The organism is Herbaspirillum lusitanum, assembly GCF_026127345.1.
Taxonomy (GTDB): Bacteria; Pseudomonadota; Gammaproteobacteria; order Burkholderiales; family Burkholderiaceae_D; genus Herbaspirillum; species Herbaspirillum lusitanum.
In genome coordinates this window covers 1-25111 of sequence record NZ_QXFG01000002.1, presented here as the reverse complement: position 1 = coordinate 25111, position 25111 = coordinate 1, and the positions used below count along the sequence as shown (strand labels likewise).

Here is a 25111-nt window from a genome sequence, read left to right as displayed (position 1 = left end):
AACCCCGTTAGTTACTAACAATATCTAGCCTAATTTCGCATAGTCTCACAAATAATTTCCGTTAGGCAATGATATTCACATGAGACGATACGCTTGTCTCATTATCGACTCGCATAGATGACTTGGAAATCAAGGGGGAAATCCTGAGGGAAACCACTCGTTCAACGCCGTTGGCGACGCTGCACGGCCTGAATACGAGGCACCCGGGGAAATGTCAGCTCGCATTCCTGACGGAGAGATTACGCGGGGTTGGCGCCACACACGTAAAAAAAGCCCGCGACGGAGCGTCACGGGCTTTTCAGTTTTTTTGGCAGGGAAGGCGCCGCCCTTCCCGCCAGTGATGCCTGCATTTCTGCAGGTCAACGCCGCAGCTTGAATACGCTGACCACCTGTGCCAGCTTGCCGGCTTGCTCCTGCAGCGACTGTGCGGCAGCAGCGGCTTGCTCCACCAATGCAGCGTTCTGCTGCGTCACTTCGTCCATCTGCGTAATGGCGCGATTGACTTCCTCGATACCGGTGCTCTGTTCGGTGCTGGCCGCGCTGATCTCGCCGACGATGTCGGTGACGCGACGCACGCTGGCGACCACTTCGCTCATGGTGACGCCGGCCTGCTCGACCAGCTTGCTGCCCGAGCCGACCTTTTCCACCGAGTCGTCGATCAGCACCTTGATCTCCTTGGCCGCTGCGGCGGAACGTTGCGCCAGGCTGCGCACTTCGCTCGCCACCACCGCAAAACCGCGCCCCTGTTCACCGGCGCGTGCGGCTTCCACCGCCGCGTTCAGCGCAAGGATGTTGGTCTGGAAGGCAATGCCGTCGATGACGCTGATGATGTCGACGATCTTGCGCGACGATTCGTTGATCGAGCCCATGGTGTCGACCACTTGCCCGACCACCGCGCCGCCCTGCTGTGCGACTTCGGAGGCGGAGACGGCCAGTTGATTCGCCTGGCGCGCGTTGTCGGCGTTCGCCTTCACGGTCGAGGTCAGCTCTTCCATGGCCGAAGCGGTTTCTTCCAGCGAGCCGGCCTGTTGTTCGGTGCGGCTGGACAAATCGAGGTTGCCGCTGGCGATTTCGGTCGACGCGGTGGCGATGGTGTCGGTGCCGGTGCGCACTTCGCCGACGATACGCAGCAGGCTGTCGTTCATCGCCTTGAGCGAATCCATGAGCTGGCCGGTTTCATCGCGGCTGTCGGAGCGGATGTCGGCGCCGAGGTCGCCTTCGGCCACGCGCTGGGCGACGTCGACAGCCTTGTTGAGCGGCACCGACACGATGCGTGCGACCCACACCGCGAGCGTCATCGCGATCACCACGATGGCAATGAGCAGGCCGAGGATCCAGTTGCGCGCTTCGTTGAAGGTGTGGTCGGCCTCGGCGTTGGAACGCACGGTGCCATCATCATTGATCTTGACCAGGCCGCCCAGCTGCTCGACCGCCTGACGGAACAGCTTGTTCGACTCGCCCTTGAATTGCAGACGCGCTTCATCCTTCTGGTTGGCGCGCGACAGCTCCATGATCTTCTTGTTCTCGGCGAGATACTTTTGCATGGTTTGCTGGAATTGCGGATAGAGCACTTTCTCTTCCGGTTCCGAGATCATCTGCTCGTATGACGCCAGGTCCTTGCGAATGATCTCCATGCGCGTCTTCATCGCCTTTTCGGCGTCGTCGTAATCTTTTTCCTCCGTCGCCAGGATGTGCTGCAGCTCGGAAATGCGGAAGCGCGACATGGATGCCTGCAGTTGCAGGCCGACCTTGACGCTCGGCATCCAGTTGGTGGCGATGTCGCTCGAGGCTCGGTTGACCTTGATCAGTTCGACGATCGAGAAAGCGCCCAGTCCCGCAGTCAGGATGATGACGGCCAGGAACGACAGGACCAGTTTTTTTGCGATTTTAAGGTTATAGAACCAGCGCATGTGATTGCCTCGGACGGAGATGGTGAAAATGGTGCGCAGCGGAAAGGGCGCGCAAAGACGACGTCGTCAACAACGGCATCGTCCCATCAATGGTACGCAGGCGCGCGCTTTTTTCATCGTGGAAGGAAGCGGTTGTTTACCGTTCATTTTTGCGGGAAGGCCACGCGCAAGCGCCGTGGTTGCTGGCCTGCAAGGCGACCCTGAACTACCGGCGCGGCATTTTCACACGGCAATGTGATCGGATGATGACGTCGTGGCAAGATGCCGGCGAAGCTGCTTCGTCAGACGCCGTAGATGCGGAAGAAGGCCTCCAGAGAGCGTTCCACGGACGCCTTGATCTTGGCCGGCGGCATTGATGTGATCACGCCGAGGATGCGGCCTTCGGCCCACTCGGCTTCGACCAGGACGCGAAACTGGATCGCTGTCAGCCACGGGTCAGCTTCGCGCAGGTCGCCGCGATCCATCGCTCGTTTCATGAACTCGGAAATCACCAGCCAGCCGCGCTTGGGTCCGTTCTCGTAATACATGCAGCCGAGATCGGAACGCTCGGCGTTGTAGTACAGCAGGCGGCGCACCGCGATCACTTCCGGCGACAAGATCAGGTGCAGGTATTTGTTGGCGAACAGACGCAGCGTGTCGCGCATGTCGCTGCTGCCGTCGTCCTCGATCAGGATCGCGAACAGCGACTCGAACTGCATGCCGGCTTGCTGCTTCATGACCTGCAAGAATATCTCTTCCTTGGAAGAAAAATAGTTGTACAGGGTCGCCTTCGAGCCGCCCAGGCGCGCCGAGATTTCCGCCATGGAGGCGCGATCGAATCCGATCTCGTTAAATATTTCCGCGGCAACATCGATGATCGCCTGCCGCCGTTCTTCACTCTTCTTGCGCATGTAATTTCTTTGCCATTGCGGCGAAACCATTCAATTACCTGGCTCCGCCTGGTTTTCCCCGGGGCTGTTGCTTTTTTGTGCGCTTGCAGCATTTGCGCCGTTTGCCGAACCCCATTTTCCCCTAGTTTTGCTTGACGGTCGTTAAAAGTCAATACTATACTGAACTGTACAGTTTACTTATGAGTGGATTTCGATCATGCAAGTTCCATCTGTTTCAGGGGATCAAGACGCATCCCGATACCCTCGGCCTCGCCTGCCGGGTCTGCCGGGTCTGCCTCGTCTTGCAACGCTGTCGGCGCTGGCCGTCGCGGCGCTGACGCTGGCCGGCTGCGCGCAGTTTTCCGACCTCGGTCCGCGCGCCGAACCCAAAGACATCAATGCCTATCAGTCTTCGCAATCGCTGAATGCCGCCAATGCGCAAGCAGTGGCCTGGCCCGACGACAACTGGTGGACCGCCTACGGCGACAAGCAGCTCAACACGCTGATGGCCGAAGCGCTGCGCGGCGCACCATCAATGGCGGTGGCGAGCGCCCGTTTGCTGAAAGCCGAAGGCGCGGCGCAGCAGCAGGGCGCGGCGCTGTTGCCGCAAGTCACCGGCAACGCCTCGCTCGATCGCATGAAGCAGAGCTACAACAACGGCGTGCCGGCCGACTTCGTGCCGCGCGGCTATAACAACGAAGCGCGCGTCACGCTCGACTTCAGCTACGAAATCGACTTCTGGGGCAAGAACCGCGCCGCGCTGGCCGCCGCCACTTCCGAACTGGAAGCGGCGCGCGCCGACGCCGCCCAGGCGCGCATCACGCTGGCAACCTCGATCGCCGCCGGCTACGCCGAACTGGAGCGTCTGTTCAGCCAGCGCGACACCTCGCAGGCAGCATTGCAAGTGCGTCAGGAAACTGAAAACCTGTTCGCTCAGCGCCGCCTCAACGGCCTCGAAACCGAAGGCAGCGTCAAGCAAGTGGTGGCGCGCCGCGCGATGGCCGAAGCCGATCTGATGGCGGTGGACGAATCGATCGCCCTGCAACGCAACAAGCTGGCGGCGCTGGCCGGCGCCGGACCTGATCGCGGCCTGCAACTGGCGCGTCCGGTCATCGACATGTCGAAGCCGTTCAACCTGCCGCAGGAGTTGCCGGCCAACCTGCTCGGCCGCCGTCCCGACATCGTCGCCGCGCGCCTGCGCGCCGAAGCCGCCGCCAAGCAGATCAAGGTGGCGCGCGCGCAGTTCTATCCCAACGTCAACCTGAGCGCCTACTTCGGTTTCCAATCGCTGGGCACCAATCTGCTGACGCAGTCGGGCTCCAGCATCGGCAGTTTCGGACCGGCGATTTCGCTGCCGATCTTCGAAGGCGGACGCCTGCGCGGCCAGTTCCGTTCGGCCAGCGCCAGCTACGACGAAGCCGTCGCCAACTACGACAGCGCCGTCACGCAAGCCTTGCAGGACGTGGCCGACGTCGCCGTCAGCGAGCGCGCCCTGAGCGGCCGCCTCAACCGCACCGAAGCAGCCGCGGACGCCGCCCGGGATGCCTACCGCATCGTACGCAATCGCTACGAAGGCGGCCTCACCAACTACCTCGACGTGCTCAATGCGCAAGACACGCTGCTGACCAATCTGCGCGAGTTGTCGACCTTGCGCTCACGCCTGTTTGCCCTCGACGTGTCGATGGTGCGCGCGCTCGGCGGCGGCTATCAACACGCCAGCTGACCGCGCCCGCACAGCATCGACTCCATACAGACAAATATATCCACGAAGGAAAACGCCATGTCGCACAGTGATTCCCAAGCCATTCAAACCATTTCCACGGCTGATAATGCTCCAGGCAACGCGCCCGGCAAGCGCAAGAAGCTGTTCACCATTTTCGCCGGCGTGGTCGCCGTGGTCGCCATCGGTTACGGTACTTACTGGTACTTCATCGGTTCGCGTTACGTGACCACTGACAACGCCTACACCGCCGTGGAAATCTCGCAGGTCACGCCGGCCGTCAACGGCATCGTGTCCGAAGTCAACGTGGTCGATACGCAGTACGTCCATCAGGGCGACGTGCTGGTCGTGATCGACAGCCGCGACGCGACGCTGGCGCTGGCGCAGGCCGAAGCCGACCTGGGCCGCGCCGAACGCCGCGTGCAAAGCTACTTCGCCAACGACACCGGTTTCGTTGCACAGGTGCAGGCGCGCGAAGCCGAACAGAAGCGCTCCGCTGCGCAATTGCTGTCGGCCCAGGCCGACCTGCAACGCGCCGAACTCGATCTGCGTCGCCGCGAAGCACTGGAAAAATCCGGCTCCGTCTCGGGTGAAGAGTTGACCAATGCGCGCACCACCGTGCTGACCATGCAGGCCAACCTGAAGGCTGCCGAAGCCGGCAAGATCCAGGCCGACGCCAATCGCAACGCCACCGTCGGCGCGCAAAAAGCCAGCACCGTGCTGACCGCCAACACCACCGTCGACACCAACCCGGAAGTCACGCTGGCGCGCGCCAAGCGCGACCAGGCCAAGCTGGACCTGGAGCGCACCGTGCTGCGCGCACCGGTGGAAGGCGTAATCGCCCGTCGCCAGGTGCAGGTCGGCCAACGCGTCCAGGCAGGCACCGCCTTGCTGTCGGTGGTGCCGACCCGCTCCATGCACGTCGACGCCAATTTCAAGGAAGGTCAGTTGTCGCAAGTGCACCTGGGACAGCCGGTGACGATGAAGGCCGACATCTACGGCAGCGCGATTGAATATCACGGCACCGTGGTCGGCGTGGCCGGCGGCACCGGCTCCGCATTCGCTGTGATTCCGGCGCAGAACGCCACCGGCAACTGGATCAAGGTGGTGCAACGCCTGCCGGTGCGCATCTCGATCGACCGCAAGGAACTGGCCGAGAAACCGCTGAGCGTGGGCTTGTCGATGGACGTCTCGATCGACACGCGCGGCAAGAGCGGCAGCGGCTCGGAGAACACGGCGATGAATTCCTCCGCTGCAAAGTCCCCGACTCTGTAATCAGGCGGCAACCATGTCATCCCATTTTTCCGATGCATCATTAAAGCCGCTGGAGGGCGTGCAGCTGATCGGCGCCGGCCTGCTGCTGGCCGCGGCCAACTTCATCGCGGTGCTCGACACCACCATCGCCAACGTCTCCGTGTCGACCATCTCGGGCGCGCTCGGCGCCTCGTCGAGCCAGGGCACCTACGTCATCACCTCGTACGCAGTGGCCGAGGCGATCACGGTGCCGCTGACCGGCTGGCTGGCCAACCGTTTCGGCACGGTGCGCGTGTTCATCACATCGATGATCCTGTTCGGCGTGTTCTCGGCGCTGTGCGGCATGGCCAATTCGCTGGGCATGCTGATCGCTTTCCGCGTGTTGCAAGGCCTGGCCGGCGGTCCGTTGATGCCGCTGTCGCAAACCCTGCTGCTGCGCATTTTCCCCAAGGAGAAAGCGGCTGCCGCGGTCGGCCTGTGGGCCATGACCACGCTGATTGCACCGATCGCCGGCCCGATCCTGGGCGGGGTGCTGTGCGACCAGTACAGCTGGCCCTACATCTTCTTCATCAACGTGCCGGTGGCGCTGATCTGCGGCTACATGGGATGGAAGATGCTCAAGCGCTACGAGTCGCCGCTGCTGAAACTGCCGATCGACAAGGTCGGGCTGATCCTCATGGTGATCTGGGTCGCGGCGCTGCAGCTCATGCTCGACGAAGGCAAGGAAAAAGACTGGTTCGCCTCCACCGAAATCGTGGTGCTGGCGCTGATCGCCGCGGCCGGCTTCATCGCCTTCCTGATCTGGGAGCTGACCGAGCGCAATCCTATCGTCGACCTGCGCGTGTTCCGCCATCGCGGCTACACCGCCAGCGTCACCACGATCTGCCTGGCGTTCGGCGCGTTCTTCGGCGCCACCGTGCTGACGCCATTATGGCTGCAGGGCTACATGGGCTATACCGCCACGCACTCGGGCGAAACCACCGCGCTGACCGGCATCCTCGCGGTGCTGACGGCGCCGTTCGTGGCCAAGCTGTCGACCAGGGTCGATCCGCGCAAGCTGGTGTTCATCGGCGTGATGTGGCTAGGTGCGGTGACGCTGTTCCGCAGCTTCAACACCACCGACATGAGCAACTTCCAGATCGGCTGGCCGCTACTGATGCTGGGCATCGGTCTGCCGCTGTTCTTCGTTCCGCTGACCGGCCTGGCGCTGAGCAGCGTGGAAGAATCGGAGACCGCCTCGGCGGCCGGCCTGATGAGTTTCTGCCGCACCATGTCGGGCGCGATCGCCACCTCGCTGGTCAACACAAGCTGGGAAAACAAGTCGATCTACTACCATGCCGAACTGGCCGGCATGGTCGATCAGTTCGGCGACGTCAGCAACGCCCTCACGCAGGCCGGCATGTCGCTCGACCAGGCACGCGCCAACATGGAGCAGATGCTGCAATCGCAAAGCATCATGCTGTCGACCAATCACATCTTCATGATGGCGGCGATCTCGTTCGGCCTCGCGGCCGCGGCGGTGTGGTTTGCGCCGAAGCCGAAGCGGGTGGCGGATACGTCGGCGGCGCATTGATTGCGATGTAGGTTGCAATCGATACAGCATAAAAGAACGGGGCCTCGGCCCCGTTTTTTTCATCGTCTTTTCTCGTTCAGCTATTTCCGCGCGATCTGCGCATCCGGCCAGTCGCCGCCCAATGCCTTGATCAGGAACACCGACGTCAGCATGCGCTGCCCCAACAACTGCGCCGCCTGACGCTCGCTGTTGAGCAGCGACTGCTGCGCCGAAATCACATCAAGGTAAGTCGACACGCCGCCTTCGTAGCGGCTGTTTGCAAGGTCGAGCACGCGCCGTGCGCTGACGATGGCCGCTTGCGCTTGCGTGTAGGCGCGGTCCAGTGCGGCGACGCCGGTGATGCCGTCTTCCACTTCCTGCATCGCGGTCAGCACCACGCGCCGGTAAGAGGCCACCGATGCTGCATAGCCGCCCTTCGCGAAGTCGACGTTGGCGCTGACGCGACCGCCGTCGAAAATCGTCTGCGCCAGCGATACGCCGAGCGACCATACCACGCTGGGCGCATTGAACAAGGTGTCGATGTTGCGGCTGTCGACGCCGTACGACGGCGCCAGCATGATGCTCGGATAAAACGCCGCCTTGGCCACGCCGATCTGCGCATTGGCGGCGGCCATCGCGCGTTCCGCCGAAGCGATGTCGGGACGGCGCTCCAGCAGGTCCGAGGGCACGCCCAGCGGCACTGCCGGCGGCGTCATCGGCACCAGTTCCGGCGTCAGCGAAAACAGCGGCGCCGGCGTGCCGACCAGAGTGGCGATCGCGTGCTCATATTGCGCGCGCGCTTTGCGCAGCACGTCGACCTGGGTCAGCGTGGTGTCGAGCAGCGCCTGTTGCTGGGCCACGTCGAGGCCGGAGGTGGCGCCCAGATCATGGCGTGAAGTCGCCAGTTCCAGCGCCTTGCGTTGCAATGCAATCGAACGCGACAGCACGTCGAGTTCGACATCCAGTTCGCGCAGGTTGAAATAGTTGCCTGCCAGGTCGGCGCTCAGCAGCAGCCGCGTGTTCTCGAAATCGGCGGCCGACTGTTGCGACGAGGCGCGCGCGCCTTCGACGTTGCGCTGTACGCGACCGGCCAGGTCGACTTCATAGTTGACGTTCAAGCCCAGCGCAAAATCATTCTGCACCGTGGCAAAGTTGGGCGAATTGTAATTAGTCAGAGGGCGATTGCCGGCGATGCGCAGACGCGACGTGCGCGTGCTGACGCCGACCTGCGGATACATGCCGGCCGAGGCGACGTTGGCCGAGGCGCGCGCTTGCGTCAGGCGAGCGGCGGCGATGGCAAGGGTCTGGTTGCCGTCGATCGCCTGCTGCTGCAAGGCGTTCAACTTCGCATCGCCGAAGCGTTCCCACCACGGGCCTTTTGCTTGCTCATCAGCCGGCGTGCCTTGCCGCCACGGCGCGTCGAGCTGCCAGGTCACCGGCATGTCGACGTCGGGCTTGCGGTAGTCGGGACCGACGGCGCAACCGGCCAGCGTAGCAGCCACGGCAACTGCGATCACGAGTGGACGCAACATCACGACTTGGCCTTTTCTGTAGTCGGCTTGCCGTCTTTATCCTTGTCCTTCGGTGCAGCGGTCTCGGCCGCCACCGAAACTTCGTCGCCTTCGGCCACGGAGTCCGACGGATTGAGGATCAGGCGTTCGTCGCCGTTGATGCCTTCCAGCACTTCGACGCTCTGGCCGAAATTGCGGCCGAGCTGCACGCGCTTGAGACGGATCTTGTTGCCGGCATCGACCGCCGCCACCATCGCGCCGTCACGGCGGAACAGCAAGACGTCGGTGGAGACCACCAGCGCGCCGCTCGGCTTGAGCGGCAAGGCCACCTGCACGAATGCGCCCGGCATCAGTGCGCCGTCGGGATTGGGCAGCGACACTTCGACCTGCATGGTGCGCGTGGTGGTGTCGATCGAGGCGGCGGTGCGCGCCACCTTGCCGTCGAACTTCTGGCCGCGCAATTCGGTCTGCGTGACGACCACTTTCTGGCCCTGTTTGATCAGGTTGGAATACGACTGCGGCACGTTGATGTATACGCGCAGCGGATCGGTCTGCGACAGCAGGAACAGCGCGCGCGCGGCGCCGCCGCCCGCGCCCGGATCGACCAGGTCGCCGACGTCGACATTGCGGCGCGTGATCACGCCGGCGAACGGCGCGACGATGCGCTTGAAGCCTTCCACCTGGCGCAGGCGCTCGACGTTGGCGTCGGCGGCGGCAAGGTTGGACCGCGCCTGCGAATAAGCGCTGCGGCGTTCATCGAGCTCCTGTTGCGAAACGGCGTCCTTCTTGCGCAATGCTTCCCAGCGATCGACCGTGCTCTTGGCCAGCTCGAGACTGGAAGCGGCTTGCTGGCGCGCGGCCACGGCCTGCGACAGTTGCTGGTCGATTTCCGGCGTGTCGAGTTCAGCCAGCAGTTCGCCCTTTTCGACGCGGGCGCCGATGTCCTTGTGCCAGCGTTTCAGGTAGCCGCCGGCGCGCGCCGAAATCGGCGACTGCACGTAGCCCTGCAAGGTCCCGGGCAGCGACAGCGTCTGGGTCGCGTCGCTGCTTTTCGCAATGGCGGTCTTGACGTATTGCTTGGCGCGCTCGGTGGTGCCGGCTTGCAGTTCGCGTGCGTTGAACACGCGACTGATCACGGTGCGCGCGGCGCCGACGGCCAGCAACACCAGCACGACGATGACAATGAGGCGCGTGCGGCGCACGATCTGCTGGCGCTTCAACAGCTCTCCAGCCTCGCCCGGATCGAGGGGATGGATGCCGAGTTGGGAATGACGTTCTTGCGACATTGCTTCAAATCTCCTGTTACGGCTGCTGAGGCTGAGGCGGCTGGTCGGCCGGTCCGTGCCCGTGTTGCCGGCGCGCTTCTTTGCGGCGCGCCAGTCGTTGGTGAACGCCCGCGAAAACCACGGGAACGAAGAATAAAGTGGAGACGGTGGCGAAGATCAGGCCGCCGATCACGGCGCGCCCGAGCGGTGCATTCTGTTCTGCGCCTTCGCCCAGGCCGAGCGCCATCGGGATCATGCCGATGATCATCGCCAGCGCCGTCATCAGCACCGGCCGGATGCGCGTGGCGCCGGACTCGAGCGCGGCGGCCAGCGGCGTGGCGCCTTCTTCACGGCGCTGGCGTGCGAACGAGACGATCAGGATGCTGTTGGCGGTTGCCACCCCCATGGTCATGATGGCTCCGGTCAGCGCCGGCACCGACAAGGTGGTGCCGGTGATGAACAGCATCCAGGCGATGCCGGCCAGCGCGGCAGGCAAGGCGGCGATGATGATCGCCGCATCGATCCACGACTGGAAGTTGACCACCACCAGCAGGTACACCAGCACGATCGCCATCGCCAGGCCGACGCCGAGGCCGATGAACGAGGACTGCATGGTTTGCACCTGGCCGCGCACGACGATCTGGCTGCCGCGCGGCAGCTTGGGGCGCATTTCCGCGACCAGCTTCTCGACCTTGCCGGCGACGCTGGCCAGGTCGGTGCCCTGCACGCTGACATAGACGTCGATGGCCGGCAGGATGTTGTAGCGCGAGGAAATCGCCTGCTGGCGGGCCGGTTTCACTTCCACCAGGTTGCCCAGCAATTGGGTATTGGCCGGTGCCCCGGCGGCGGTGGCGGCGGCGCCTGCGCCGACCGGAATGTTGAGCAGCGCGTCGAGCGAATCCACGCGATATTGCGGCGACTGCACGGCGATGTTATAGACCACGCCATTCTGCGGGTTGAGCCAGAATGCCGGCGTCGTCTGCGAGCTGCCGGACAGCGCGATCAGCACGTTCTGGCCGACGTTGGCGGCGGACAGGCCGAATTGCTGCAGGCGCGTGCGATCCATCTGCATGTCCAGCGCCGGACCGTCGAGGCGCTGATGCACGTGGGCGTCGACCGCGCCGGGGATCTGGCGGATCTGCTTGGTCAGTTGCGCGGCCAGCTCGGCGTTCTGCTGCAGGTTGGGGCCGGTGAACTGCACGTCGATCGCGGCTGGCAGACCGAAGTTCAGGATCTGCGTGACGATGTCGGCCGGCTGGAAGAAGAACTCGATGCCGGGGAAGCGCTTGGGCAATTCGGCGCGCAGCATGCTGACCAGTTGCTCCGTGGGCCGGTGGTCTTCATGCAGCGACATCAGGATTTCACCGTCGAGCGTGCCGATGGTGCCGGCGTTGCTGTACGAAAGATTGATGCCGCTGTTGGGAACACCGATGTTGTCGAGGATGGTTTCCAGCTCGTGGGCCGGGATCATTTCGCGAATGGCGGCTTCAACCTGGTCGGCGGCGCGCGCGGTTTCCTCGATGCGGGTGCCGGTCGGCATGCGCATGTGCAGGCGGATCTGGCCGCCGTCGACGTTGGGGAAGAAGTCGCGGCCGAGGAACGGATACAGCAGGCAGGACAAGACGCAGAAACCGAGGAAGGCCAGCGCGAAACGACGGCGGTGCGACAGCAGCGACGACAGCACCAGCGTGTAGGCGCGGCGCACGTGTTCGAAGCGACTGTCGAAGCCGCGGTACAAACGCTGCAGCAGGCTGGTCTTGCCGCCACTGTTTCCACCCTCCGCTCCGTGGACGCCGCCCATCAGCAGCATCACCAGCGTCGGCACCAGCGTGCGCGAGAGGATATACGACGCCGCCATCGCGAACACCACCGCTTCGGCCAGCGGCACGAACAGGAAGCGCGCCACGCCCGACAGGAAGAACATCGGCACGAACACGATACAGATACACACGGTCGAGACGAAGGCCGGCACGCCGATTTCGCCGGCGCCGACAATGATGGCGTCATGCAATGGCTTGCCCATGTGCATGTGGCGCTCGATGTTTTCAATCGTCACGATGGCCTGGTCGACCAGGATGCCGACCGAGAGCGCGAGCCCGCCCAGCGTCATCAGGTTGAGCGTCTCGCCGAGCATGTAGAGGATCAGGATCGACGTCAGGATGGACAGCGGGATGGTCAGTGCGATGATCAGTGTGCTGCGCCAGTTGCCCAGGAACAGCAGCACCATCGCAGCGGTCAGGCCGGCGGCGATGAGCGCTTCGGCGACCACGCCCTTGACCGCCGCCTTGACGAACAGCGACTGGTCGAACAGCGGCGTGATCTTGACGTCGGAGGGCATGGTCTGCTGCGCTTGCGGCAGCAGCGCACGCAGGTTGTTGACGATGTCCAGCGTGGAGGCGCCGCCGTTCTTCAACACCGACAACAGGACGCCGCGCACGCCGTCCTGGCGCACCACGTTGGTCTGCGGCGAAAAGCCGTCGCGTACGTAGGCGACGTCGCGCAGATAGGTGGTGGCGCCGTTGCTGGTGCGCACCGGCAGGTCGTTGAGGCCGGCCACGGCTTCCGGCGAGCCGTTCATCTTGACGGTGTATTCAGTGCCGCCAAACTTGGCGGTGCCGGACGGCAGGATCAGGTTTTGCGTGTTGACCGCGTTGACCACGTCGACCGGCGACAGGCCGCGCGCCTGCAATGCCTGGGTATCCAGGTCGACCGAGATCAAACGCGTCTTGCCGCCGTAAGGGAACGGCACGGCCACGCCGGGAATCGTGATCAGTTGCGGACGCAGCGTATTGATCGCGGCGTCGAACAGCGATTGCTCAGGCAGCGTCGGGCTCGACAGCGCCAATTGCATCACCGGAATACTGGAGGCGGAATACTTGATCACCAGCGGCGGCGTGATGCCGGGCGGCAGCTGGCGCAGTTGCGACTGCACCGAGGCGACCGTCTGTGCAATGGCGTTCTGGATGTTGGCGGTCGGCTGGAAGAACACCTTGATCACGGCCACGCCGGCCAGCGATTGCGATTCGATGTGTTCGATGTCGCTGACCACGGTGGTCAGGCCGCGCTCATTCTGGGAGGCGATGCGCTGGCCCATTTCCTGGGCGGACAGGCCGTTGTAGTTCCAGATGATGCTGATGACCGGGATATTGATTTCCGGGAAAATGTCCGTCGCCATTTTCATGAGGACGAGCGGCGTCGACAGCACGATCAGCATCGCCATCACAATAAAGGTGTAAGGGCGACGCAGCGCCAACTCGACCATTGACATGTACTTTAGTTCCCTGAAATAAGACTTTTATTATACTCAGAATAATTTGCCTGAAAGCTACTACTCTTGGGCTATCCAGACCTTTTCTGCTTATTTTCCACGCTTCTGCAGCTCACTGACAAAAGCCTTACCATGACATCCGCCTTACCATGACATCCCGTCCTGCGAGAAACCCCATGGAAGCCCTGCGCACCCGTATCGAAGCCAGCGTCATCAGCATCAGCCGCCCGCCCGGCAGCCCGGACTTCCGGCTGCCCAAGGGCGACCCCGGCCTGTTCGGTCCGGATTCGGCCTGCTGGCAGGTACATAGCGACTTCACTTCGATGCTGATCGGCGGCATCGGTGCTCTGTTATTGCAGATGCTGCACCCGCTGCCGCTGGCGGGCGTGTGGGATCATTCCACATTTCAGCAAGACATGCTTGGCCGCTTGCGCGGCACCGCGCAGTTTATCGCGGGAACCACGTTCGGCAGCAGCGCCGACGCCGCCCGCCTGATCGAACGCGTGCGCCGCATCCACGCCGGCGTACGCGGCGTCGCGGCGGACGGACGCGCGTATTCCGCCGACGATCCGGCGCTGCTGACCTGGGTGCATGCGGCGGAGGTGTGGTGCTTTCTGCGTGCCTACGTGCGCTATCGCAATCCGGACTTCAGCCTGGCGATGCAAAATCGCTACCTCGATGAAATCGCGCTGGTCGCGGAGCAGCTCGGCGCCATCGACGTGCCGCGCAATCTGAAGGATTTGGAAAGTTATATCGACAGCATGCGCCCGCAGTTGCGTTGCGAAGAGCGCACGCTCAAGACGGTGGAGCTGGTGCTGAATGCGCCGGCGCCGAATGCGCTGGCGTTGCCGTTTACGCGCCTGATGACGCGCGCCGGCGTGGACTTGCTGCCCGACTGGGCCAAGCAGCAACTGGGGATGACGCCGTTGCGGCCGCTGCAACAAGCACTGCTGCAACGCGCCGTCGGTCTGGCGGCGAAGCCGGTGCGCTGGGCGGTGCGTCAGAGCTCCGCCCAGCTTGCACGTCAGCGCATGGCCGGCTGATCCGGATCAAGGAGTCGATTTAGTGGGCATCGGCTGACGGCGCTTTCGGCGGCGCCACTTTGTGCATCAACGGGATCAGCACGATCGCCACCAGGAAACACGCCATCACCGCCAGGAAGGCATCGGCGAAGGTTTGCGTCTGCGCTTCGCGCATGGTCAGCTTCCACAATTGCTGCAGGGCTCCGGTCGGTGCGCTGCCGCCGTCGAGTCCCCACGCCAGCATGTTGGCGCCGGTGTTTTGCAGCAGGTTGTTCATCGATTCATTGGCGCTGTTGAGATGTTCCGCCAGCCGCAGGAAATGCAGGTTGGTGCGGTCGTTGAGGATGGTGCCGCACACCGCAATACCGATCGCGCCGCCCAGATTGCGCATGAGGTTGAACAAGCCTGAAGCCTGTTTCAGGCGCTCGGGCTTGAGCGCTCCCAAGGTCAGCGTCACCACCGGCGCCACCGCAAACTGCTGCGCGAAGCCGCGCAAGGCTTGCGGCAGCAACAGCTCGCGCCAGCCCCAGTCGTGCGTGATCGGCGTGAAGTTCCACATGCTCAGTGCAAAGCAGGCCATGCCGAACATCATCAGCCAGCGCAGGTCGACGCGCCGTCCCAGATAGGTATAGAACGGAATCGCACAGATCTGGAACAGGCCGGTAGCAAAGATCGCCAGGCCGATGTCGAGCGCGCTGAAACCGCGCACGTGCGCCAGGAATACCGGCGTCAGGTACACCGTGGCGAAGATGCCGATGCCGGTGACGAAGGAGAAGAAGCAACCGAGTGCAAAGTTGCGGTCCTTGAGCGCGCGCAGATCGACTACCGGGTTGTCGTACGCCAGGCTGCGCCAGATGAAACCGACGCCGGCAACGATGGCGATCCACACGGTGGTTCGGATGATGTCGTCGCCCATCCAGCCCAGCCGCGGACCTTCTTCCAGCGAATATTCGAGACAACCGAGGCTGGCCGCCAGCAAGATCATGCCGAGATAGTCGGCGCCCCTGAGCAGCGACAGATTGGGCTTGTCGATGCGCACCAGCATCGGCACCACCACCGCGACAAAAATCCCCGGCGCCAGGTTGATGAAGAACAGCCAGTGCCACGAGTAGTTGCTGGTGATCCAGCCGCCCACGGTGGGTCCAAGCGTGGGCGCCAGCGACGACAGCGCGCCGACGGTGGCGGCGGCGATCACGCGCTGATGGCCGGAGAAATAAAAGAACGCCGAGGTGAACACCATCGGGATCATCGAACCGCCGAGGAAACCCTGCAGCGCGCGGAAGAAAATCATGCTGTTGATATCCCACGCAAAGCCGCACAGCATGCTGGCGATGGTAAAGCCGACCGCCGACGCGCTGAACAACCAGCGCGTCGACATCACGCGCGCCAGCCATCCCGACAGCGGAATGACGATGATCTCGGCGATCAGGTAGCTGGTCTGCACCCAGGCGGTTTCATCAGCGCCTGCCGACAAGCCGCCGCCGATATCGGCCAGCGACGCCGAGACGATCTGGATGTCGATCAAGGCGATGAACATGCCGACGCACATGGTGGCGAAGGCGAGGATCTTGGCTTTTTGCGTGAGTTCGGCAGAGGGCGCCTGGGCAGCCAGGGCAGCGGCGCTCACGGTCAGCTCCGGTTGCCGGTGGAGTTAACTGTGCGGTCATCCACTTCCGCCGTCACCGACAAGCCCGGACGCAGCTTGCCGAGACGTGCGGCTTCGCCGTCAAGCAGGATGCGCACCGGCACGCGCTGGACGATCTTGGTGAAATTGCCGGTGGCGTTTTCGGCCGGAAGGATGCTGAACTGCGCGCCGGTGGCCGGTGCGATGCTGGCGACATGGCCCTGGAAGGTTTCTCCGGGCAAGACGTCGGCCTTGATCTTCACTGTCATGCCGCTCTGGAAATGGGCGATCTGGCTTTCCTTGAAATTGGCGTCGACCCACAATCCTTCCGCCGGCACCACCGACAACAGCTGCGCGCCGGTGGCGGCGTAAGCGCCGGTGCGCGCACGGCGGTTGCCGACCACGCCGTCGACCGGGGCGCGCAATTCGGTATAGCCGACATTCAGTTGGGCGAGGTTGCGCTCGGCGATGGCTTGCTGCAGGGCCGCCTGGACCTTCTGCTTTTGCGTGGCAAGCACGTCGAGCTGGCGTTGCGCGGCGAGCAGGCCGGCTTGCGCCTTCTGGCCGTTGGCCTGCGCCTGCTTGTAGTCGGCGTCGGCCTTCTGGAAGCTCTGCACCGACACCGCCGCCCTGGACGACAGGCTTTGATAGCGCGCCTGGTCGTCGCGGGTGCGGGTGAGGTCGGCGTTGCTGGCGGCGACGCCGGCCTTGCCCTGTTCGATCACGGCTTCCTGCAGGCGGCGCTCGGCATCGATGTTGGCCAACGCGGCTTGCTGCGCCTGTACTGCGGCGTCCAGCTTGTTCAGCACCGCGAGGTAATCGCGGTCGTCGATCTTGACCAGCAGGTCGCCGGCCTTGACGCGCTGGTTGTCGGCGACCAGCACCTTGACAATGTTGCCCGGCACCTTCGGCGCGATCACGGTGATGTCGCCGCCGACGTAGGCATCATCGGTGTGCTCCCAATGACGACCTTCCGCAAACCAATAAACGAGATAAGCGGCCACGGCCAGCAGGACCAGCGCCGGCACCGCGAATTTGATGAATCTCTTTTTTCCCTTCGGCGCGGCACCATTGGTTTCGTTGCCGCCGGCTGCTGCATTTGCTTGCGTTGTCATCTGATACCCCTGCCCTTCTCTAGTGTCTGTCTTGCGCCCAATGGATGTCGCCTTGCGGCATTTTTTACTTCAAAAAAATGTTGAAACTGCTAGTTGCTTTCATTTTGATAGTTAGATTAAACTAGAGACTATCATTTTGCAAGTAACTTTTAAAAACACGACATCCGACACTTGTTCAGGGGAAGCGACATGGGCAACATCACATCTACAGGCATCACCGCACTGCGCACGACACGCCTGACGGCGATGGCGCTGGCGGCGGGAATCTTCCTGGCGGGCTGCGCCAGCGGCCCGGATTACCAGGCGCCGGCGGTGACGACCGGCGCCTTCCACAACGCGTCGTTGCTGGAGCAACGCACGACAACCGCAGCATCGATGCCGCAACTCGAACAGTGGTGGACCGGCTTCAACGATCCGGTATTGAGCAGCATCGTGCAGCGCGCGATGCAACAGAACCTCGATCTGGCCGCCTCGCTGGCACGGGTGGAGCAGGCGCAAGCGGCGGCGCGCCACGCCGGCGCCGAGCGGCTGCCGCAAGTCGGCCTGGACACCCAGGCGGGACGCCAGCGCCAGTCGCTCAACAGTCCGCTGGGCAAAATCGCATCCAGCTTCCCCGGCTATCAGCGCACCCAGACCTTGTATGACGTCGGCGTCGGCGCCAGCTGGGAAACCGACCTGGCCGGCTCGCTCAGGCGCGGCGTCGAAGCGGCCGATGCCGAGCGCGACGCCGCCGAAGCGGACCACCTCGGCGTGCGCATCTCGATCGCGGCCGAGGCGGCGGACGCCTACTTCCGCATTCGCAGCGCACAGGCGCGCATCCGCATCGCAGAAGATCAGGTGCAGACCAGCGACAAGTTGCTTGGACTGGTGAAGTTGCGTTTGCACGACGGTTTGTCCAATCAACGTGAAGACGCCCTGGCCCAGGCGCAGTTATCGCAGGCGCGCGCCGGCATCCCTCCGCTGCGTGCCGAACTCGAACGCCAGCTCAATCGCCTCGATGTATTGATGGGCGCGGTGCCCGGCACCTATGCGCGCGAACTGGATACGGGTGCGGCCAACGATATTGCAGTGCCGGCCATCAGCGTTGCCGACGGCAGCGCCGGATTGCTGCGCCGCCGTCCCGATGTGCTGGCGGCCGAACGCAAACTGGCCGCGTCGAATGCGCGCATCGGCGTGGCCTTGGCCGAGTACTATCCGAAACTGTCGCTGTCGGCCTTGCTCGGCTTTGAGAGTCTGGGCGCGGCGGGCCTGGTCAGCGCCGACAGTTTCCAGCCGCAGGCAGCACTGGGATTGCGCTGGCGCCTGTTCGATTTCGGTCGCATCGATGCTGAAGTCGCCCGCGCCAAAGGCGTCAACCGGGAGGCGCTGGCGCGCTATCGCCAATCCATCCTGCGCGCCACCGAAGACGTCGAGAACGCCATCGCGACGCTGGTGCAACTGGAGAAGCAAAGCGCCGAGCTGGCCGATGAAGTGGCGGCGCGACAACGTGCGCGCAGTGTGGCGCAGGACGCCTATCAGGGCGGCGTGCTGAGCCTGACCGAAGTGCTGGAGGAAGACCGCCTGCTGCTGCACGCGCGCGATCAGCTGGCGCAGGTGCGCGCCGACGATGCACGTGCGGCGGTGTCGACGTTCCGTTCCTTGGGCGGAGGATGGTAGAAGAAATTGCATGCGCCCCGCTCGGAGGCGCATGCATTTCGTCACGGCGGAAGATCAGGCCGGCTGGTTCAGCAGGCGCGCTTCGTAGGTCTTGAGATGGGTGTAGACGACTTGCAGCAGATCGGTTTTGACTGCCGCCTCGCGGCCGCGGCGCAGCAGGTCGCCGATGATGTGGTCGGCTTCGATGCGCGCGCCGTTGCCGATGTCGCGGAACATGGAGGCGGTCAATGTCGAGCCGGCTTCAGTCAGCATTTTGCGCGTGCGTTCGAAGAATGGGCCGCCCGGCGCATGGCCGTTGGCAGCGGCAACGCCGCTGGCTTCATCGAGCAGGCCGCTGACGAATTCCAGCCCGCCGGCGGCTTGCATGATGTCGCCGATGTTGGAACGCATCAGGCTGGTGCTGCCGGCCAGCGACGCCAGCATGATCCATTTTTCCCACATCGATTGCAGGATGGTAGCGCTGGCGTTGACGTCGAAACCGGCGCCGGCGAGTTGTTGTTCGATCGCCTGCACGCGCGCCGAGGCGGCGCCGTCGCGCTCGCCGAAGGTCATGCCGTGGAAAGTATTCAGATGACGAATGGCGCCGTCGGCATCGACGGTGCTGGCGATGACGCATTGGCCGCCGAGGATTTTTTCCGCGCCGAAGCGCGCGGCCAGTACGTCGAGATGCTGCAGGCCGTTGAGCAGCGGCAGGATGACGGTATCCGGGCCGATGGCGGCGGCGAAGGAATCGATGGCGTCATTCAGGTCGTAGGCCTTGCAGCTCAGGATGACCAGGTCATAGGCTTGCTTCAGGTTTTGTTTCTGCACCGTGGGCGGATTGCTCAGCGCCAGGTCGCCGACCGGACTCTTGATCTGCAGGCCGTTCCGCGCCAGCAATTGCGCACGTTTCTCGCGCACCAGGAAGGTCACATCACGTCCCGCCGCCAGCATGCGGCCGCCAAAATATCCACCGACTGCGCCGGCTCCCACTACCAGAATTCGCATTGCTGAATCTCCTCGTTTTTCGTACTAATTGTTTTCGGCATCCTTGTCCGGCAACGATGAAGGCCGCGGCAAATTTGCCTGTCCTTCCACCGGCAGGTTGCGGCTGCCCCAGTCGTACATCGCCGCGATCACGATGCGAAAATCGCGGCCGCGTTCAGTCAGGATGTATTCGTAGCGCGGCGGATGTTCGCGATACCGGCGCCGCTCCAGCAGGCCGGCGTCGACCAACGTCTGCAGACGGCGCGTCAGCATGTTGGGGGATATTGCCAGATTTTTCTGAAACTGGTCGAAGCGGGTCAATCCGCGCAGGCAGTCGCGCAGAATCAGAATGCTCCACCACTCGCCCACCATCTGCAGTGTGCAAGCGACGGGGCATTCCGCATCGGCTATGCATTTGTGACGCATGCGCGGATCGGCTTACTTGAGATAGCGCGCGGCAGGCTTGCTGAGCGACAGGTTGGGGGCCATGGCGTGACGTGCGGCGGTCAGCGCTTCCCATTGGCCGACGTCGGGCAGCGATGGGATTGTCACTTGCTCGCCCAGGTCGAGACCGGCCAGCGCGGCGTCAACCAGATCGTCCACTTCCATCAGCATTTCGGCCGGCAGGTTTTCGATGGCGGTGCCGGAACGCTCCCAGATTTCGGTGCGGGTGGCGCCCGGCAACACGGCCTGCACGCGCACGCCATGATTGCCCAGTTCTTTTTGCAGCGATTGGCTCAGGTTCAGCACGAAGGCCTTGGTGCCGCTGTAGGCGCCGTTGAACAGTTCAGGCGCCAGCGCCAGCACCGAGGCGACGTTGATCAGCGTGCCGCCCTTGCGCGCGATGAAGCCGGGCGCGATTGCTGCGGCCAGGCGCAGTACGGCGGTGATGTTGAGCTGGATCATGGCGTCGTATTGTTCGATGTCGCCGTCGGCCAGCTCACCCGAGATCGACATGCCGGCGTTGTTGAGCAGCATGGTCACTGAGGCGTCGCTGCGCAGGCGTTGTTCGACTTTCAGCAGGTCGGCCTTGTTGACCAGATCGGCAGGCAGGATGTCGACCTTGACGGAAGTTTCCTTGCGCAGGCGCGCGGCCAGCGTTTCCAGGCGCTTGACGTCGCGCGCCACCAGGATCAGGTCGTAGCCCCGGCGCGCCAGGCGGTCTGCGTAAGTGGCGCCGATGCCGGTCGAGGCGCCGGTGATCAGGGCGGTGCCGGGCTTGTTGCTGGTTGGGTTGCTCATTTTTTTCTCCAAAAGGTTAGTGGTAATGCCCGACGATTCGGCCAGTTACTTTCATAATAATAGTTACTAGGCGAAAGTCAAGCAAGTTCATCGTTTCAATCAGGACGATAGGGAATGCCTAACGGAGGCCCGATGCCCGATGTCTGAGATCGCCCCCCGACAACGATGCGTCAGAACGGATGGATGACCTGAGGAGAATGCGTGCAGCGTGATGCACGATGTGTGCGGGTTCACGGGCGAGATGTGGCGCTATGGCCTGATCCGGATGCGGGGAGCTCCCGGCGGGAAGAAAATGTGCGCAGTGTTACACGTGACTGGCGTGCAGGCATTCTTCGACGGTATCGACAACTTTGTAGAGCGCGACAAAGCCGGTATCGTCAAAGACTTCGCGCACGGACGGGCGCATGCCGGCCACCAGGAGACAATCCCGTGCGCCTTGGGCTTTTTTGCTGAGCTGATACAGCACCCGTAATCCGGCCGACCCGAGCTCGGTCAGGCCGCTGAAATCAAGGATCAGTTTTTTCGCCGTACCATCGCATTGCTCGCGCAACTGAACCACAAATTCTCCGGCGCCATTGGCATCCAGACGGCCGGTGGCGCGTACGATCATCACGCCGTCATTTTGGCTGGTTTCCAGCTTCATGGTGTCTTCCATCGGTTGTGAGGGCTTTGTATTATGAACGCGCCTCGTGCACCGGAGCGCCGCGAATGGTTACCAATCGTTACCAGCGCCCCTCATCTTTTTGTAACTCGATTTTATTAGCGCTGAATTACGAAAATATTCCGCATTGAACCGCGGAAAAATACCAACGCCGAATCGTTTTTTCTCAAATTCATTAAATACATCACATTGTGATATATTTAACCGCTCCGGTTTTCCGGACGCCATCCTCTTTGCTCACCCTTCTGAATCCCGCCATGCGCCGCCACCAACGTGATTTCGGCCTCGACCGCCGTGTACTTTTTCTTGCCGGCATTGCCGTCATCATCGGTGGCATCAGCACCGTCGCTGCCTTCGTGCTGCTGAACCTGATCCATTTTTTTACAAATCTGTTTTTCTTCCAGACGTTCTCGCTTGCGGATCGCTCGCCCGCTACCCACACGCTGGGCATCGTGGTGGTGATCGTGCCGGTCATCGGCGGACTGATCGTCGGACTGATGGCGCGCTTCGGCTCGGACAAGATCCGCGGCCACGGCATCCCGGAAGCCATCGAAGCCATCCTGTTCGGCAAGAGCAAGATGTCCGGCAAGGTTGCGGTGCTCAAACCGCTGGCGTCGGGCATCGTCATCGGCAGCGGCGGACCGTTCGGCGCCGAAGGACCGATCATCATGACCGGGGGCGCGATCGGCTCGCTGATCGCGCAGCATTTCCACGTCAGCGCCGCCGAGCGCAAAACCCTGTTGGTCGCGGGCGCCACGGCCGGCATGACCGCGGTGTTCGGCACACCGGTTGCAGCAGTGCTGCTGGCGGTGGAGCTGCTGCTGTTCGAATGGCGGCCACGCAGTCTGTTGCCGGTGATCCTGGCCTGCGCGGTAGCCGGTTTTGCGCGGCCGTTGCTGCTGGAACCGGGACCGCTGTTCCCGTTGCACACCGATCCGGTCGGCTTGTCGGCGCTGCTGGTGTGCATCGTCGCCGGCCTGCTGAGCGGCGCATTGTCATCCGCGATGTCGATGGCCTTGTACTGGATTGAAGACCGTTTCCACGCTTTGCCGCTGCACTGGATGTGGTGGCCGGCGCTAGGGGCGGTGGCAGTCGGCATCGGCGGCTATTTCGAACCGCGCGCGCTGGGTGTGGGCTACGACGTCATCGCCGACCTGCTCAACCACCACCTGGCGATGTCGGCAGTGCTGGCCTTGCTGGTGGTGAAAGCGATCATCTGGGTGATTGCGCTCGGTTCAGGCACCTCCGGCGGCGTGCTGGCGCCCTTGCTGATGCTGGGCGCAGGACTGGGCACCGCAATCGCTTACGTGGTCCCCGGCAGCGATCCGACCTTGTGGCCGCTGGTGTGCATGGCGGCAGTGCTGTCCGGCGTGCTCGGTGCGCCGCTGACGGCGGCAGTGTTTGCGCTGGGATTGACGGGCGACTTCAACGCCTTCCTGCCGCTGCTGCTGGCGACCGGGATTTCCTACGGCTTCACGGTGCTGGTCATGCGGCGCTCCATCATGACCGAGAAGATCGCGCGGCGCGGCCTGCACATTTATCGCGAGTACAGCGTCGATCCGCAGGAACGCATGTTCGTGGAAGAAGTGATGACGCGCGAGCCGGTAACGATTTCCGCTTCGCTCAGTCTGGAGGAAATCGCTGCCGTCTACTTCGGCGCGACGCAACAACATCGGGCCTTCCCGGTCTGCGACAACAAGGGAAAGCTGATCGGCATGCTTGATCGCCACACCCTGCTCGGGCATCTCGACAAGCACGCCGCCGCCACGCCCGTCGGTGAACTGCTGACGTCGTCCACGTCCCTGCTCGCCTTCTCCACCGAAACCTGCCAGTCGATTGCGCGGCGCATGGCGGCACATCACGTCGAGCGCCTGCCGGTCGTGGCCGATGCCTCGTCACTGCAACTGATCGGCATCGTCAGCCGCAGCGACCTGGTCAAACCGGCGCACACGGTATTCCACGAAGAGCACGTGCGCGAACGACTGGCGCAGCGCTGAACAAGACGAATCAGACGCGCATAAAAAACGGCACAGGCTTCGACCCCTGTGCCGTTCGCTCTCCGAAGAGAACGCAGAACAAACTGATGCTTGCTGATGCTTGCTGATGCTTATTGGTGCTGCATGATCACACTGCGCTGACGTCGAGCTCCGCTTCGGTATTCGCGATCACGTCTTCCTTGCTCACGCCGGTGGCCAGCTCGATCAGCTTCAGACCTTGCGGCGTCACGTCGATCACGCCGAGATCGGTGATGATGCGATTGACCACGCCCACGCCGGTCAGCGGCAGGTTGCATTGCTTCAGGATCTTTTGCGAGATGCTGCCATCCTTGCCCTTGGCCACGTGCTCCATCAGCACCACCACGCGACCGACACCGGCCACCAGGTCCATCGCGCCGCCCATGCCCTTGACCATCTTGCCCGGGATCATCCAGTTGGCCAGGTCGCCTTGTTGCGACACCTGCATCGCACCCAGGATCGCGATGTTGATCTTGCCGCCGCGGATCATGCCGAAGGAGTCGGCCGACGCGAAGAAGGACGAGCCGGGAATGGTCGTCACGGTTTGCTTGCCGGCGTTGATCAGGTCGGCGTCGACCTTGTCTTCGGTCGGGAACGGGCCGATGCCGAGCAGGCCGTTTTCCGACTGCAGCCAGACTTCAATATCCTTGGGAACGTGATTCGCCACCAGGGTCGGCAAGCCGATGCCGAGGTTGACGTAAAAACCGTCCTGCAATTCCTTGGCTGCGCGCGCAGCCATTTCGTCTCTGGTCCATGCCATTTCATGATCTCCTTATTTCGCCGCAGCCGAAACCGTGCGTTGTTCGATGCGCTTTTCCGACGTGGCGTTGACCACGATGCGGTGCACGAAAATGCCGGCGGTATGGATCTGGTCCGGGTCGAGCTCGCCGACTTCAACCAGTTCCTCGACTTCGACCACGGTGATCTTGCCGGCCATGGCGACGTTGGGGTTGAAGTTGCGCGCGGTCTTGTTGAAGACCAGGTTGCCGGCACGGTCAGCCTTGTGCGCCTTGACCAGCGAGACGTCGGCCACCAGCGAGCGTTCCATGACGTACTTGGCGCCGTCGAACTCGCGGATTTCCTTGCCTTCGGCGACCAAGGTGCCGACACCGGTCTTGGTGAAGAACGCCGGGATGCCGGCGCCGCCGGCGCGCAGCTTTTCCGCCAGCGTGCCTTGCGGGGTGAATTCGAGTTCCAGTTCGCCGGCCAGGTACTGGCGTTCGAACTCCTTGTTTTCGCCGACGTAGGAAGCGATCATTTTCTTGATCTGGCGCGTGGTCAGCAGCTGGCCGAGACCGAAACCATCGACCCCGGCGTTGTTCGAAATCGCCGTGAGGTTCTGCACGCCGGAGTCGCGCAAGGCCGCAATCAGCGCTTCAGGAATGCCGCACAGGCCGAAGCCGCCGACGGCAATCGTCTGGCCGTCCTTGACGATGTCGGATAACGCGCTGGACGCGTCGG

The 25111-nt window shown here is 63.1% G+C and carries 19 protein-coding genes; 6 read left to right on the top strand and 13 right to left on the bottom strand.

Going from position 1 to position 25111, the window contains the following annotated elements:
- Positions 1-359 precede the first annotated feature (359 nt).
- Both DXT88_RS00415 and DXT88_RS00410 read right to left on the bottom strand, forming a co-directional pair.
- Complete coding sequence (locus tag DXT88_RS00415) at positions 360-1910, bottom strand: methyl-accepting chemotaxis protein (protein WP_016835379.1); 1551 nt, start codon at positions 1908-1910, stop codon at positions 360-362.
- Between the two features lie 281 nt (positions 1911-2191).
- The gene (locus DXT88_RS00410) at positions 2192-2800 is read right to left on the bottom strand and encodes a TetR/AcrR family transcriptional regulator (RefSeq protein WP_016835380.1); all 609 of its coding nucleotides are present in this window, start codon (positions 2798-2800) and stop codon (positions 2192-2194) included.
- A gap of 196 nt (positions 2801-2996) precedes the next feature.
- On the opposite strand from DXT88_RS00410, the gene DXT88_RS00405 reads away from it, so the two are divergent.
- Genes DXT88_RS00405 through DXT88_RS00395 form a run of 3 tightly spaced genes read left to right on the top strand, consistent with a single transcriptional unit; the run spans position 2997 to position 7326 of the window.
- Positions 2997-4502, top strand: coding sequence for an efflux transporter outer membrane subunit (locus tag DXT88_RS00405; protein WP_265210921.1), 1506 nt, complete (start codon positions 2997-2999; stop codon positions 4500-4502).
- 57 nt (positions 4503-4559) lie between these two features.
- Positions 4560-5774 (top strand): HlyD family efflux transporter periplasmic adaptor subunit, encoded by a 1215-nt coding sequence (locus DXT88_RS00400; RefSeq protein ID WP_265210919.1) that lies wholly within the window; start codon positions 4560-4562, stop codon positions 5772-5774.
- A 13-nt stretch (positions 5775-5787) separates the two neighbouring features.
- A complete protein-coding gene (locus DXT88_RS00395; RefSeq protein WP_265210917.1) occupies positions 5788-7326 on the top strand; it encodes a DHA2 family efflux MFS transporter permease subunit in 1539 nt (512 codons plus the stop codon).
- An 80-nt stretch (positions 7327-7406) separates the two neighbouring features.
- On the opposite strand, the gene DXT88_RS00390 is transcribed toward DXT88_RS00395, so the two are convergent.
- From DXT88_RS00390 to DXT88_RS00380, 3 genes are read right to left on the bottom strand one after another with little or no spacing between them, the layout of a single operon-like run.
- Positions 7407-8837 carry an efflux transporter outer membrane subunit gene (locus DXT88_RS00390; RefSeq protein ID WP_265210916.1) on the bottom strand — a complete coding sequence of 477 codons (1431 nt, stop codon included), beginning with the start codon at positions 8835-8837 and terminating at the stop codon, positions 7407-7409.
- On the bottom strand, positions 8837-10102 hold the full coding sequence (locus DXT88_RS00385; RefSeq protein ID WP_265210915.1) for an efflux RND transporter periplasmic adaptor subunit: 1266 nt from the start codon (positions 10100-10102) through the stop codon (positions 8837-8839). Before DXT88_RS00385 ends, DXT88_RS00390 begins: the two co-directional genes overlap by 1 nt.
- Before the next feature lie 16 nt (positions 10103-10118).
- Positions 10119-13349, bottom strand: a complete 3231-nt coding sequence (locus DXT88_RS00380; protein WP_265210913.1) for an efflux RND transporter permease subunit — start codon at positions 13347-13349, stop codon at positions 10119-10121.
- Positions 13350-13525: 176 nt separating this feature from the next.
- Here DXT88_RS00380 and DXT88_RS00375 point away from each other — a divergent pair, with 176 nt between their 5' ends.
- Positions 13526-14392, top strand: coding sequence for an oxygenase MpaB family protein (locus DXT88_RS00375; RefSeq protein ID WP_265210912.1), 867 nt, complete (start codon positions 13526-13528; stop codon positions 14390-14392).
- Positions 14393-14411: 19 nt separating this feature from the next.
- Here DXT88_RS00375 and DXT88_RS00370 read toward each other — a convergent pair whose 3' ends face one another.
- Positions 14412-15920, bottom strand: coding sequence for a DHA2 family efflux MFS transporter permease subunit (locus DXT88_RS00370; RefSeq protein ID WP_407649252.1), 1509 nt, complete (start codon positions 15918-15920; stop codon positions 14412-14414).
- Between the two features lie 80 nt (positions 15921-16000).
- Positions 16001-17110, bottom strand: coding sequence for an HlyD family secretion protein (locus DXT88_RS00365; protein WP_265210909.1), 1110 nt, complete (start codon positions 17108-17110; stop codon positions 16001-16003).
- A 189-nt stretch (positions 17111-17299) separates the two neighbouring features.
- On the opposite strand from DXT88_RS00365, the gene DXT88_RS00360 reads away from it, so the two are divergent.
- Positions 17300-18766, top strand: coding sequence for an efflux transporter outer membrane subunit (locus DXT88_RS00360; protein WP_265210907.1), 1467 nt, complete (start codon positions 17300-17302; stop codon positions 18764-18766).
- A gap of 54 nt (positions 18767-18820) precedes the next feature.
- On the opposite strand, the gene panE is transcribed toward DXT88_RS00360, so the two are convergent.
- From panE to DXT88_RS00340, 4 genes are all read right to left on the bottom strand, one after another.
- Positions 18821-19753, bottom strand: a complete 933-nt coding sequence (gene panE, locus DXT88_RS00355; protein WP_265210905.1) for a 2-dehydropantoate 2-reductase — start codon at positions 19751-19753, stop codon at positions 18821-18823.
- Between the two features lie 24 nt (positions 19754-19777).
- Positions 19778-20158, bottom strand: a complete 381-nt coding sequence (locus tag DXT88_RS00350) for a winged helix-turn-helix transcriptional regulator (RefSeq protein ID WP_321161085.1) — start codon at positions 20156-20158, stop codon at positions 19778-19780.
- Between the two features lie 12 nt (positions 20159-20170).
- Positions 20171-20974 (bottom strand): SDR family NAD(P)-dependent oxidoreductase, encoded by an 804-nt coding sequence (locus DXT88_RS00345; protein WP_265210904.1) that lies wholly within the window; start codon positions 20972-20974, stop codon positions 20171-20173.
- 304 nt (positions 20975-21278) lie between these two features.
- Positions 21279-21617, bottom strand: a complete 339-nt coding sequence (locus tag DXT88_RS00340; RefSeq protein WP_016833826.1) for an STAS domain-containing protein — start codon at positions 21615-21617, stop codon at positions 21279-21281.
- Between the two features lie 275 nt (positions 21618-21892).
- On the opposite strand from DXT88_RS00340, the gene DXT88_RS00335 reads away from it, so the two are divergent.
- Positions 21893-23632, top strand: coding sequence for a chloride channel protein (locus DXT88_RS00335; RefSeq protein WP_265210902.1), 1740 nt, complete (start codon positions 21893-21895; stop codon positions 23630-23632).
- A gap of 127 nt (positions 23633-23759) precedes the next feature.
- Here DXT88_RS00335 and DXT88_RS00330 read toward each other — a convergent pair whose 3' ends face one another.
- Both DXT88_RS00330 and DXT88_RS00325 read right to left on the bottom strand, forming a co-directional pair.
- Positions 23760-24410, bottom strand: coding sequence for a CoA transferase subunit B (locus tag DXT88_RS00330; protein WP_265210901.1), 651 nt, complete (start codon positions 24408-24410; stop codon positions 23760-23762).
- A 12-nt stretch (positions 24411-24422) separates the two neighbouring features.
- A partial coding sequence (locus DXT88_RS00325) for a CoA transferase subunit A (RefSeq protein ID WP_265210900.1) occupies positions 24423-25111 on the bottom strand: 689 nt, incomplete at its 5' end.